Origin of the sequence: Cupriavidus taiwanensis (assembly GCF_900250075.1) — a bacterium.
GTDB classification, from domain to species: Bacteria; Pseudomonadota; Gammaproteobacteria; order Burkholderiales; family Burkholderiaceae; genus Cupriavidus; species Cupriavidus taiwanensis_C.
Genome location: NZ_LT977071.1, coordinates 58624 through 71091, shown reverse-complemented (window position 1 = coordinate 71091; position 12468 = coordinate 58624). Strand labels below are relative to the sequence as shown.

Sequence of the window (12468 nt, the reverse complement as noted above, 5' to 3'; positions counted from 1 at the left end):
GTGCCCGCCCACGGAAAAAAACCAAAGGAGACAGCACATGCAGGCAGATCGTCGTAGTGGGGAGCGTAGTCCGCGTCGCCGTACCCTGGGCCGCCTCGGCGCCGGATTGCTGGCGTGGAGCGGACTCGCAGCCGGCATGCTGGGCACGGGCGTGGCCCACGCCCAGGCTGACTTTCCGGCACGCACTGTGCGCATGGTGGTGCCGTTCCCGGCCGGCGGCGCCACCGACGTGCTGGCGCGCGCGCTGGCCGAGGGCCTGGGCAAGCAGTGGAAGCGGCCGGTGGTGGTGGAGAACCGCCCGGGCGCCAGCGGCATGCTGGGCGCCGAAGTGGTCGCCCGTGCCGAGTCCGACGGCCATACCGCGCTGCTGACGATCACGCCGCTGGTGCAGGCGCCGAGCCTGTATGCGCGCGCGCCGTATGACCCGGTGAAGGATTTTGCCGCGGTGTCCGAACTCGGCACCACCAACCTGGTGTTCGCGGTCAATACCAGCGCCGTGCCGGCCACCAACCTGAAGGACTTTATCGCGCTGGTGCGCACCAAGCCCAGGCAGTTCTCCTATGGCTCGTTCGGCGCGGGCTCCAGCGGCCACCTGTATGGCGAAGTCTTCAACGACGCCGCCAAGATCGACATGCTCCATGTCTCGTACAAGGGCGAGGCGCCGGAGCTGAACGACCTGCTCGGCGGCCAGGTGCCGGCCGCGGTGATCTCGGTGATGGGTGCCAAGCCCCATGTCGCCACCGGCCGGCTGCGCGCGCTGGCGGTAACCGGACCCGCGCGCGCGCCGCAACTGCCGGACGTGCCCACCTTCCGCGAGGCCGGCATCGAGGGCATGGACGCGATGGGCTGGTTCGGCCTGCTGCTGCCGGCCGCCACGCCGCGCTCGATCGTCGAGAAGTTTTCCGCCGACGTCAACCGCGTGCTGGCCCAGCCCGACGTGCGCAAGCGCATGAGCGAGCTTGGCGTGATCCTGACCGGCAGCACGCCCGACGCGTTCGCCCAGACCGTCCAGGCCGACTTCGTGCGCTGGGGCAAGGTGATCCGCACGCGCAATATCCGCCTGGACTGAGCTGTCCCGCTTGACCCGTATCCGATCCGCATCTGACTTGTCTATTGCTGCAATGAAGCCTGCTACAAGCCCTGCCCCACGCACTGCCCAGCCGTTCCGTTCCCCCGCCTGGCCGCCCGGCCTGCCGGCGACGCTGCATACGCCGCGCACCAGCCTGTTCTACAACGTCGAGGTCGCGGCGCAGCGCTATCCGGACAAGACCGCGATCCAGTACTTCGGCACCGCGATCTCGTATGGCGAGCTGCGCGAAGAGATTGAACGGATGGCCGGCTACCTGCAGCAAGCCTGCGGCATCCAGCCCGGCGACCGGGTGGTGCTGTTCAGCCAGAACTGCCCGCAGTTCATCGTCGCCTACTACGCCATCCTGCGTGCCGAAGGCGTGGTCGTGCCCGCCAACCCGATGTGGCTGGAAGCCGAGCTCGCCCACGTGGTGCAGGACAGCGGCGCGGTCGCCGCCTTCGCCGGCAGCGAGCTGTATGCGCGCATGGCGCCGCTGCACGGTCCCGCGCTGCGCCACGTGATCCTGCACGACTATGCGGGCATGCTGCGCGACGACGGCGGCCTGCCGGTGCCGGCCTGGCTGCGCGAGCCGCCGCCCGCGCCGCAGGCCGCGCCGTCGGGCGCGATGCCGGTGGCCTGGGACACCGCCAGTGGCGCCGGGCACCGGCCGCTGCCGCACCAGGCCGGGCACGACACACTGTGCATGCTGGCCTATACCTCCGGCACCACCGGCAACCCCAAGGGCTGCATGCATACCCACGGCACGCTGATGACCGCGGCCGCCGGTTCGGTGATCTGGCGTGGCGGCTCGGCCGAATCGGTGGTGCTGGCGGTGGCGCCGATGTTCCACCTGCTGGGCATGCAGAACTGCATGAACTCGCCGCTCTACCTGGGCGCGACGGTGGTGCTGATGCCGCGCTGGGACCGCGCGCTGGCCGCGGACCTGATCGAGCGCTACCGCGTCTCGGTGTGGGGCGCGCCGCCGGCGATGATGGTGGACTTCTTCTCGCAGCCCGGCATCGACGCGCGCGACCTGTCCAGCCTGGCCTACGTCGGCGGTGGCGGCGCGGCCATGCCGGAGGCCGTGGCCAACATGCTGCAGCAGCGCTTCGGGCTGCCCTATGTCGAGGCCTACGGCATGACCGAGACCGCGGCCTTCATCCTGTCGAACCCGCGCAACCAGCCCAAGCGCGAATGCCTGGGCATCGCCACCTTCGGCGTGGACGCGCGCGTGGTCGACCCCGAGACGCTGCGCGAACTGCCCCACGGCGAGACCGGCGAGATCGTGGTCCACGGCGGCCAGGTGATGCAGGGCTACTGGCACAACGAAGACGCCAACGCCGCCACCTTCATCGAGCTCGACGGCAAGCGCTTCCTGCGCACCGGCGACCTGGGTTTCATGGACGAGGAAGGCTACTTCTTCATGCGCGACCGCCTCAAGCGCATGATCAACGCGTCGGGCTACAAGGTCTGGCCGGCCGAGGTGGAGAACATGCTGTACGGCCACCCGGCCATCCACGAAGCCTGCGTGATCGCGGCGCGCGACGAGCGCCGCGGCGAAACCGTCAAGGCGGTGGTGGCGCTGCGCCCCGACGCGCGCGGCACGGCGGAAGCCGAACCCGAACGCATCATGGCCTGGTGCCGCGAGCACATGGCCGCGTACAAGGTGCCGCGCATCGTCGACGTGGTCGACGCGCTGCCCAAGTCGGCCACCGGCAAGATCCTGTGGCGCGCGCTGCAGGAACGCGAGATGCAGGCGGACCATCCCGGCAACTGATGGTGGCGGTGATGCCCACCCAGCGCAGCAACCCGAGCAGCAAAGAGAGAGACAACATGCAGCAGAGCAGACGCAACTGGCTGGCGCAGGCCGGCACCCTGGCCGGCGCGGCCATCCTTGGCCACGCGGGCCAGGCTTTCGCCCAACAGCCGTACCCCGCCAAGCCGATCCGGCTGATCGTGCCGTACCCGGCGGGCGGCGGCACCGATACCGTGGGCCGGCTGATCGGCCAGCGCCTGGCCGAAGGCCTGGGCCAGCCGGTGGTGGTGGAAAACAAGCCTGGCGCCAGCGGCATGCTGGGCAACGATACCGTCGCCAAGGCGCCGGCCGACGGCTACACCCTGCTGCTGGCGATCACCGCGCTGATCCAGTCGCCGGCGCTGTACAAACGCACCCCGTATGACGTCGCCAAAGACTTCACCCCGGTCTCGCTGATCGCCAAGTCGTCCGACCTGTTCGTGGTGCCCAACCGGGTGCCGGCCAGCACCATGCGCGAGTTCCTGGCGCTGGCCAAGTCCGGCAAGCTCAGCTATGGCTCGTACGGCAACGGCACCTCGTCGCACCTGCACGGCGAGCTGCTGCGCCAGCAGGCCGGCATCGAGATCGCGCATATCCCGTACAAGGGCGCGGCGCCGCTGATGAGCGACCTGCTCGGCGGCCAGGTGGACAGCGCCTTCGTCGACGTGACCTCGGCCAACCCTTACCTCACCAGCGGCAAGTTCAAGATCCTGGGCATCACCGGGACCCAGCGCTACAAGGCGCTGCCCAATGTGCCGACCTTCTCCGAGCTGGGCCTGGCGGGGTTCGAGCCCAATGGCTGGTTCGGGCTGTTCCTGCCCGGCAACGCGCCCAAGGACGTGACGGCAAGGCTGGCCGCCGAGACCGCACGCATCGTGCGGCTGCCCGAAGTGACGCAGAAGCTGGCCGGCATGGGTTTGCAGCCGGTCGGCTCCACGCCGCAGGAACTCGCCGCCGTGGTCGCCGGCGACACGCCAAAGTGGGCCAGGATCGTGCGCGACGCCAACATCCAGCTGGACTGACACACCGTACCGGAGGCCAAGCCATGGAAACCATCCGTTTTGCCGTCGAGGACGGCGTCGCCACGCTGACGCTGGATGCGCCGGCGCGCAAGAATGCGCTGTCGCTTCAGATGCGCGAGGAAATCGGCGAAGTGATTCGCCGGATACGGGACGACGACAGCGTGCGCGCCCTGATCCTGACCGCGGCCGGCACCGATTTCTCGTCGGGCGGCGATATCAGCTCGATGCAGGTCGAAATCAGCGCCGAGCAGGGCCGCAGGCGCCTGCGCAAGCTCCACGGCTGGCTGGAAGACCTGATCCAGCTCGACGTGCCGGTCATTGCCGCGGTCGACGGCGCCGCCTATGGCGCGGGCTTCAGCCTGGCGCTGACTGCCGACATCATCCTGGCCACGCCGCGCGCGCGCTTCGGGCTGCCGTTCCTGCGCATGGGGCTGGTGCCGGACTGTGGCGTGTTCTACACGCTGCCGCGGATGATCGGCCTGCAGCGGGCCAAGGCGCTGATGTTCTCGATGCGCGAGCTCAGCGCCCAGGCCGCGCAAGACCTTGGCATCGTCATGGAAATCGTGCCGGCCGACGGCCTGCAGGCGCGCGCCCGGGCGCTGGCGCAGGCATTCACCGAGGCCTCGCCGGTGGCGGTCAGCCTGACCAAGCAGGCGCTCAATGCATCGCTGGGCCAGGACCTGGGCACCATGCTGGCGATGGAGGCGGACGCCCAGGGCATCGCCTTCTCCACCGGCTACCGCCGCGAGGCCGCCGACCGCTTCATGGCCAAGCAGCCGCTGCGCTACCGCTGGCCGGACTGAAGGCAGACCGGCGGGGCTTGCCGTCCCGCAGCATCGGTTGCCCCCTTGCTCGCGCCCCTATTTATATAGGCAGGTAATCCGGCGCCGACCGGGGCCTGCCGCTTCATTATTCACGTTTACCCTGATACCGGTACCACTTATGGGATCCCAAGACCAGAACGCGGCGCCCGCCGCACGCCAGACCCCCTGGATGAACGAAGAGCTGGAAATGTTCCAGGACACCGTGCGCCGCTTCGTCGAGCGCGAACTCGCCCCCAACGAGGCCCGCTGGGCCGAGCAGGGCCACATCGACCGCGACATGTGGCGCCGCGCCGGCCAGATCGGGCTGCTGTGCGCCAGCATCCCCGAGGAATACGGCGGCGGCGGCGGCACCTTCGCCCACGAGGCCATCATCACCCAGGAGATGTCGCGCGCGGTCTGCACCAGCCTGGGCAACAACGTGCACAGCGGCATCGTGGCGCACTACCTGCTGCGCTACGGCACCGAAGCGCAGAAGCAGAAATGGCTGCCGCAGATGGCCAGCGGCGAACTGGTGGCCGCCATCGCGATGTCGGAACCCGGCGCGGGTTCCGACCTCAAAGCGATACGCACCCGCGCGCTGCGGGAACAGACCCCCGACGGAGACTGCTATCGCCTCAACGGCGCCAAGACCTTCATCACCAACGGCTACCACGCCGACCTGATCTGCGTGGTGGCCAAGACCGATCCGGAAGCCGGTTCGCGCGGGGTGTCGCTGGTCATGGTGGAAACCCGCGACCTGCCGGGCTTCCGTCGCGGCCGCATCCTGGAAAAGATCGGGCAGAAGGGCCAGGACACCGCCGAGCTGTTCTTCGACGACGTGCTGGTGCCGTGCGACAACCTGCTCGGCACGCAGGAAGGGCAGGGCTTCTACCAGCTGATGCAGCAGCTGCCGCAGGAGCGCATGATCATTGCGCTGGGCGCGGTGGCCACCATGCAGCGCGCGATCGAACTGACCACCGAATACGTGCGCCAGCGCAAGGTGTTCGGCCAGCCGCTCGGCGACCTGCAGAACACCCGTTTCAAGCTGGCCGAATGCAAGACCGTGGCCACCATTGCCGCGACCTTCGTCGACGACTGCATGCAGCGCCTGATGGACGGCCAGCTCGACGCGGCGACCGCGGCGATGGCCAAATGGTGGTGCACCCAACAGAACTGCCAGGTCATCGACGAGTGCCTGCAGTTGCACGGCGGCTATGGCTACATGCTGGAATACCCGATCGCGCGCATGTACGCGAACGCACGCGTCAGCAAGATCTTCGGCGGCTCCAACGAGATCATGAAGGAGCTGGTCGCGCGCACGCTCTGAGCGCCGTCAGCGCGGGCGCTGCGCTATCAGCACTGTCTGTGTGCTAGTGCGCGCAGGCAATGCGAGACGTCGCAAAACGCCTGACGACATGCGTAAAAATGAAAGCCGGCACCTGTGCCGGCTTTCGTGCTTATGGTTACAAAACCGGATGTGCACGGATGGCGGGAAAGGTGTAAGGTGTGTCACAAGCATGGTCAATGGCCCGTCGCGCGCGGGGGCGAAGCCGAGTGGAATCAGCCAAAAGCTGACAGCGAAATCCGGCAGGAATGCAGCGGGGAATGCAGCAGCGAAACACCCGTTGCATCGATGCAAGATTCGTCAACTCGGACTCCACCATCGCCGTTATTTGACTATGATGAAGTAAAGACTTCGCAACATGACAGGTCGCCAGGCCGGGGTGGTGTACCGCGAACGTTGCGCGAAGCCTTGGGGGTAGCACTACCTACGCCTCGGACGTGAACTCTGACGGGAGTAAGGTATGGACATTTTTGGCCATTACGCTACGCGGTTCGAAGCTCGCAAGGAAGAGGAATACAGCATCCAGGAATACCTGGAGATCTGCAAGAAGGATCCGACTGCCTACGCGACCGCTGCCGAACGCATGCTCGCCGCGATCGGTCAGCCTGAGCTGGTGGATACCCACCACGATCCCAGGCTGTCCCGCCTGTTCTTCAACAAGGTCATTCGCATCTATCCGGCCTTCCGCGACTTCTACGGCATGGAGGACACGATCGAGCAGATCGTCTCGTTCTTCAAGCACGCGGCGCAGGGCCTGGAAGAGCGCAAGCAGATCCTGTATCTGCTCGGGCCTCCCGGCGGCGGCAAGTCCTCGCTCGCGGAGAAGCTGAAGGCGTTGATGGAACAGATCCCCATCTACGCGCTGAAGGGGTCGCCCATCCACGAGTCGCCCCTGGGTCTGTTCTCGCCGGAAGAAGACGGCAAGATCCTGGAAGAGGACTACGGCATCCCGCTGCGCTATCTCAATACCATTGCCTCGCCATGGGCAGTGAAGCGCCTGCACGAGTTCAACGGCGACATCACCAAGTTCAAGGTGGTGAAGCTGCGCCCGTCGGTGCTGTCGCAGATCGCGATCTCGAAGACCGAGCCGGGCGACGAGAACAACCAGGACATCTCGTCGCTGGTGGGCAAGGTCGACATCCGCAAGCTCGAGGACTTCCCGCAGGACGATCCGGACGCGTACTCGTATTCCGGCGGCCTGTGCCTGGCCAACCGCGGACTGCTCGAGTTCGTCGAAATGTTCAAGGCGCCGATCAAGGTGCTGCACCCGCTGCTGACCGCGACCCAGGAAGGCAACTACAAGGGCACGGAAGGCTTCGGCGCGATCCCGTTCGACGGCGTCATCCTGGCGCACTCGAACGAGGCCGAGTGGCAGACCTTCAAGGCGGACAAGAACAACGAGGCTTTCCTCGACCGGATCTATATCGTCAAGGTGCCGTACTGCCTGCGCGTGTCCGACGAGGTCAAGATCTACGACAAGCTGTTGCGCAGCAGTTCGCTGTCGGCCGCCCCGTGCGCGCCCAATACCCTGAAGATGATGGCGCAGTTCGCGGTGCTCACGCGCATCAAGGAGCCCGAGAACTCCAACATCTTTTCCAAGATGCGCGTCTACGACGGCGAGAGCCTGAAGGACGTGGACCCGAAGGCAAAGTCGTACCAGGAATATCGCGACTACGCCGGCATCGACGAAGGCATGAACGGGCTGTCGACGCGCTTCGCGTTCAAGGTCCTGTCCAAGGTCTTCAACTTCGACAACACCGAAGTGGCGGCCAACCCGGTGCACCTGCTGTACGTGCTCGAGCAGCAGATCGAGCGCGAGCAGTTTCCGCCGGAGCAGGAAGCCAAGCTGCTGTCGTATATCAAGGAGTACCTGACCACCCCGTTCGTGGAGTTCATCGGCAAGGAGATCCAGACCGCCTACCTTGAATCGTATTCTGAGTACGGGCAGAACATCTTCGACCGCTATGTGGTGTTCGCCGACCTGTGGATCCAGGACCAGGAGTACCGCGATCCCAACACCGGCGAAATCCTCGACCGCAACGCGCTGAACGACGAGCTCGAGAAAGTGGAAAAGCCCGCGGGGATCTCCAACCCGAAGGACTTCCGCAACGAGATCGTCAACTTCGTGCTGCGGGCGCGGGCCAACAACGGTGGCAAGAACCCGGTCTGGACCAGCTATGAAAAGCTGCGGATGGTGATCGAGAAGCGCATGTTCTCCACCACGGAGGACCTGCTTCCGGTGATCTCGTTCAACGCCAAGTCTTCGCGCGAAGACCAGGACAAGCACGAGAACTTCGTCAACCGCATGGTCGAGAAGGGGTATACGCCCAAGCAAGTGAGACTGTTGGTGGAGTGGTATCTGCGCGTAAGAAAGTCATCGTAACGGCGCCGCGGAACAGGTCTCTCAACGAGGGCAACATATGGCTACGGTCATCGATCGGCGCGAAAACGGCGGCAACAAGAGTGCCGTCAACCAGCAACGCTTCATCAAGCGCTACCGCGAGCAGATCCGGCAAGCGGTGGCAAAGGCGGTGTCCGGCCGGAAGATCATGGACATCGAGCAGAGCGGGCAGGTGTCCATTCCGGTCAAGGACATCAGCGAACCGATCTTCCACCACGGCCCGGGCGGGCGGCGCGAGTGGATTCACCCTGGCAACAAGAAGTTCGTCAAGGGCGATTCCTTCGACCGCCAGCAGCAGGGCGGCGGCGGGACCGGTTCGCGGGCCAGCGACAGCGGCGAGGGCGAGGACGATTTCGTCTTCACGCTGTCGCGCGAGGACTTCCTCAATTTCTTCTTCGAGGACATGGCGCTGCCGGACCTGGCCAAGCGCCACCTCGCCAAGATTGCCGAGGTGCGCAAGGTGCGCGCCGGCTATTCCATCGACGGCACCCCGTCCAACCTGTCGATCCTGCGCACCATGCGCAGTTCGCTGGGGCGGCGTATCGCCTTGTCCAGCCCTTACCAGAAGCGCCTGCGCCAGCTTGAGCTGGCCTATGCCGAGGCACTGGAGCAGGACGGACCGTATGCCGAAGGCACGCTCGAGCTGATGGAGAAGATGCGGCACCTGCGCGCCTGCATCGATCGCGTTCCCTTTATCGAGAAGCTCGACCTGCGCTACAACAACCGCGTGCTGAAGAAGCGCCCGCAGGCCCAGGCGGTGATGTTCTGCCTGATGGACGTGTCCGGCTCGATGGACGAGAGCCGCAAGGACCTGGCCAAGCGCTTCTTCATGCTGCTGTACCTGTTCCTGAAGCGCAACTACGAGCGCATCGACGTGGTGTTTATCCGCCATCACACCGTGGCGAAGGAAGTCGAAGAGGAAGATTTCTTCCACTCGCGCGAGTCCGGCGGAACCGTCGTGTCGAGCGCGCTGAAGCTGATGGTGGAGGTCATCCACGACCGCTATCCGCCCAGCCAGTGGAACATCTATTGCGCGCAGGCCTCGGACGGGGATAACTGGGCCGGCGATTCCGAGCTGTGCGGGCGGCTGCTGCGCGAGTCGATCCTGCCGCTGGTGCAGTATTACGCGTATGTGGAGGTAGCGTCGGAAGAGCCGCAGAACCTCTGGGAAGAGTATCTGACGGTGAAGAGCCAGTTCGATCACTTTGCGATGCAGCGCATCATCGGCGCGGACGAAATCTACCCGGTGCTGCACGACCTGTTCCAGAAACGCGCGGCATAATCAGTGCTGGCCGGCGGGTTGCCGGCAAGCCGCGGTGAAGAAGGGCAATATTGGCAAGACAGGGGACCTGGCGGCGCGCGCGTGCCGCAAGCACCGGCCTGCCTGTCTTGCGCGGACGAAAGGGGCGACGATGGCTTATCTGTCCACGGGTTCGGAATGGACCTTCGAGCTGATCAACCGGTATGACCGCGAGATTTCCCGCATCGCCGGCGAATTCGGCCTGGATACCTATCCCAACCAGATCGAGATCATCACCGCCGAGCAGATGCTCGACGCCTATGCGTCGGCGGGGCTGCCGGTGGGCTACAGCCACTGGTCCTACGGCAAGCACTTCCTGGCGTCGGAGCGCAGCTACCAGCGCGGCCACATGGGGCTGGCGTACGAGATCGTCATCAATTCCAATCCCTGCATCGCCTACCTGATGGAGGAGAACACCATGCCGATGCAGGCGCTGACGATCGCGCATGCCTGCTACGGCCACAACTCCTTCTTCAAGGGCAACTACCTGTTCCGCACCTGGACCAACGCCGACGCCATCGTCGACTACCTGCTGTTCGCCAAGAACTACGTGGCCGAGTGCGAGCAGCGCTACGGCGAGCAGGAGGTGGAACTGCTGCTGGACTCCTGCCACGCGCTGCAGAACTATGGCGTGGACCGCTACAAGCGGCCCAAGAAGCTGTCGATCACCGAGGAAAAGGCGCGCCAGGCCGACCGCGAGAACTACCTGCAGATGCAGGTCAACGACCTGTGGCGCACGCTGCCCAAGCACCGGCCGCACGCGCTGGCGTCCGAGGACGACACGACCGAGCCGGATGTGCCGTTCCCGCCCGAGCCGCAGGAGAACCTGCTGTATTTCATCGAAAAGAATGCCCCCAAGCTGGCGCCGTGGCAGCGCGAGATCGTGCGCATCGTGCGCAAGATCGCGCAGTATTTCTATCCGCAGCGCCAGACCAAGGTGATGAACGAAGGCTGGGCCACGTTCTGGCATTACACCATCATCAACCAGCTGTACGAGGAAAAGCTGGTCAACGACGCCTTCATGATGGAGCTGCTGCAGGCGCACACCAACGTCATCTACCAGCCGCCGTACCACAGCCCGTACTACAGCGGCATGAACCCCTACACGGTGGGCTTCCTGATGTTCCAGGATTTGCGCCGCATGTGCGAGAGCCCGACCGACGAGGACTACCGCTGGGCGCCAGAGATCGCCGGCACCGACTGGCGCAAGACGCTGGACTTCGCCATGCGCAACTTCAAGGACGAGAGCTTCCTGCTGCAGTTCCTGTCGCCGCGCGTGATCCGCGAGCTGAAGCTGTTCTCCGTGCTGGACGATGACCGCGAGGGCAAGCTGCGCGTGACCGCGATCCACGACGACGAGGGCTACCGCGCGATCCGCCAGCTGATGGCGGCGCAGTACGACCTGTCCAGCATGGAACCCAATATCCAGGTCACCAACGTCGATGTCGGCGGCGACCGCTCGCTGACATTGCGCCACCTGCAGAACGACCGGCGTCCGCTGGCGCACAACTTCGATGAAGTGGTGCGGCACGTGACCCGGCTGTGGGGCTTTACCGTGCGGCTGGAGGTGGCCTATGAAGACGGCCGCACCGAGCTGAAGTACGAATGCAAGCCTGAGCGCCGCCACCGTCGCCCGCATGGCAGCGGGCTAAGCCTGGCCGCCTGAGCGGCAGGCGGCGCCCCGGGGCCCCGCCGCTTCAGGCGGCGGGCGCCGGCTCGCACCAGTCGCGCACCAGTTCCACCGCCTTGCGGCCGTCGCTGGCACAGGCTACTTCGCCCAGCACGCGGCTCCACCAGCGTTCCGACCCGTCCGCCACGCGCCACGCATGCAACCGGCGCGTATAGAGCTGCAGGTCATATTCCTCGGTAATGCCGATCGCGCCATGCACGGCGTGCGCGATCGCGGCCACCGGCGTGACCGCGTCGCTGGCGCGCAGCTTGCCGATTGCCGCGCGCAGCGGGGCGGGCGTGGCGCCGTCGCTGTCGCAGGCCAGTTGCGCCGCCACTCGCGCCGCGGCGACATGCTCGGCCATCTCGCTGACCTGATGCTGGATCGCCTGGAACTTGCCGATGGCGCGGCCGAACTGCTGGCGGTCGTTGGCGTACTGCAGCGTCAGGTCGAGCACTTGCGACAGCGCGCCGGCCAGCTGCGCCGCATGCAGGCAGGCGCCCAGCGTGCGCACGGTGCCGGCCGGCAACTGGAATGCCGCGGGCGCGGCGGTGTCGGGGCGCGGCACGCGCACCGTCAGGTCGCCGTGGGCGCCGGTGGCCTCGGCGCGCGCCGCCGCGGCCGGCAGCAGCAGGCAGCGCTCGCCGTCCTGAAGCAGCAACCACTGCGCATGGCGGGCGTCCGCCACCAGCGTGGCGGCGGCGCCGTCGTCGAAGCTTGCCAGCGCGATCGGGCCGTGTGGCAGCGCGACGCCGTTGGCATGCAGCAGCGCGCGCGCAAAGATGGTCTGCGCCAGCGGCAGCGGCAGGGCGTGGCGGCCGGTGACGAACAGCACCGGCGCAAGTTCGCGCAGCGCCAGCGCGGCGCCGCCGGCGGATTCGGGCAACAGGCAGTCGGCGAAGCCGCTGCCTTGCAGCGCTTGCCATAGCGGCTGCCATAGCGGCTGCGGAATGGCCTGCTGTTCCAGCGCGCGCACCGTGGCGGGAGCGCAGCAGTCGCGCAGCAGCGCGTCGAGGGCATCGGAGTAGGCGTTATGCATGGGCAATCTCGTTCAGGATGGCGGT

General features: G+C 66.2%; 9 protein-coding genes. 8 read left to right on the top strand and 1 reads right to left on the bottom strand.

All coding sequences use genetic code 11. The features are described from left to right. The first annotated feature begins 37 nt into the window (after positions 1–37). The 8 genes from CBM2588_RS16760 to CBM2588_RS16725 all read left to right on the top strand — a co-directional run bounded on the left by CBM2588_RS16760 (position 38) and on the right by CBM2588_RS16725 (position 11401). On the top strand, positions 38–1069 hold the full coding sequence (locus tag CBM2588_RS16760) for a Bug family tripartite tricarboxylate transporter substrate binding protein (RefSeq protein ID WP_115681567.1): 1032 nt from the start codon (positions 38–40) through the stop codon (positions 1067–1069). 52 nt (positions 1070–1121) lie between these two features. Continuing rightward, on the top strand, positions 1122–2846 hold the full coding sequence (locus tag CBM2588_RS16755; RefSeq protein ID WP_115681566.1) for a long-chain fatty acid--CoA ligase: 1725 nt from the start codon (positions 1122–1124) through the stop codon (positions 2844–2846). Between the two features lie 56 nt (positions 2847–2902). Next, positions 2903–3886: a Bug family tripartite tricarboxylate transporter substrate binding protein gene (locus CBM2588_RS16750; protein ID WP_115683626.1), complete on the top strand. Its 984-nt coding sequence runs from the start codon at positions 2903–2905 to the stop codon at positions 3884–3886. A 23-nt stretch (positions 3887–3909) separates the two neighbouring features. Next, complete coding sequence (locus CBM2588_RS16745; protein WP_115681565.1) at positions 3910–4689, top strand: enoyl-CoA hydratase/isomerase family protein; 780 nt, start codon at positions 3910–3912, stop codon at positions 4687–4689. Positions 4690–4828: 139 nt separating this feature from the next. Beyond that, on the top strand, positions 4829–6016 hold the full coding sequence (locus CBM2588_RS16740; protein WP_115681564.1) for an acyl-CoA dehydrogenase family protein: 1188 nt from the start codon (positions 4829–4831) through the stop codon (positions 6014–6016). 478 nt (positions 6017–6494) lie between these two features. Then, the gene (locus CBM2588_RS16735) at positions 6495–8417 is read left to right on the top strand and encodes a PrkA family serine protein kinase (protein ID WP_012355394.1); all 1923 of its coding nucleotides are present in this window, start codon (positions 6495–6497) and stop codon (positions 8415–8417) included. Positions 8418–8454: 37 nt separating this feature from the next. Next, a complete protein-coding gene (locus CBM2588_RS16730) occupies positions 8455–9717 on the top strand; it encodes a YeaH/YhbH family protein (protein WP_115681563.1) in 1263 nt (420 codons plus the stop codon). 130 nt (positions 9718–9847) lie between these two features. Then, entirely contained in the window at positions 9848–11401 is a 1554-nt protein-coding gene (locus tag CBM2588_RS16725; RefSeq protein WP_115681562.1) for a SpoVR family protein, read from the top strand. Between the two features lie 31 nt (positions 11402–11432). Here the strand turns inward: CBM2588_RS16725 and CBM2588_RS16720 are convergent, their stop codons facing one another. After that, on the bottom strand, positions 11433–12443 hold the full coding sequence (locus tag CBM2588_RS16720) for an acyl-CoA dehydrogenase family protein (protein WP_115681561.1): 1011 nt from the start codon (positions 12441–12443) through the stop codon (positions 11433–11435). Positions 12444–12468 lie beyond the last annotated feature (25 nt).

Bases quoted from the DNA above. Each gene is read 5' to 3' on its own strand.
- CBM2588_RS16740 (WP_115681564.1), top strand. From the start codon at position 4,829: ATGGGATCCCAAGACCAGAACGCGGCGCCCGCCGCACGCCAGACCCCC.
- CBM2588_RS16760 (WP_115681567.1), top strand. From the start codon at position 38: ATGCAGGCAGATCGTCGTAGTGGGGAGCGTAGTCCGCGTCGCCGTACC.
- CBM2588_RS16750 (WP_115683626.1), top strand. From the start codon at position 2,903: ATGCAGCAGAGCAGACGCAACTGGCTGGCGCAGGCCGGCACCCTGGCC.
- CBM2588_RS16745 (WP_115681565.1), top strand. From the start codon at position 3,910: ATGGAAACCATCCGTTTTGCCGTCGAGGACGGCGTCGCCACGCTGACG.
- CBM2588_RS16755 (WP_115681566.1), top strand. From the start codon at position 1,122: ATGAAGCCTGCTACAAGCCCTGCCCCACGCACTGCCCAGCCGTTCCGT.
- CBM2588_RS16720 (WP_115681561.1), bottom strand. From the start codon at position 12,443: ATGCATAACGCCTACTCCGATGCCCTCGACGCGCTGCTGCGCGACTGC.
- CBM2588_RS16725 (WP_115681562.1), top strand. From the start codon at position 9,848: ATGGCTTATCTGTCCACGGGTTCGGAATGGACCTTCGAGCTGATCAAC.
- CBM2588_RS16730 (WP_115681563.1), top strand. From the start codon at position 8,455: ATGGCTACGGTCATCGATCGGCGCGAAAACGGCGGCAACAAGAGTGCC.
- CBM2588_RS16735 (WP_012355394.1), top strand. From the start codon at position 6,495: ATGGACATTTTTGGCCATTACGCTACGCGGTTCGAAGCTCGCAAGGAA.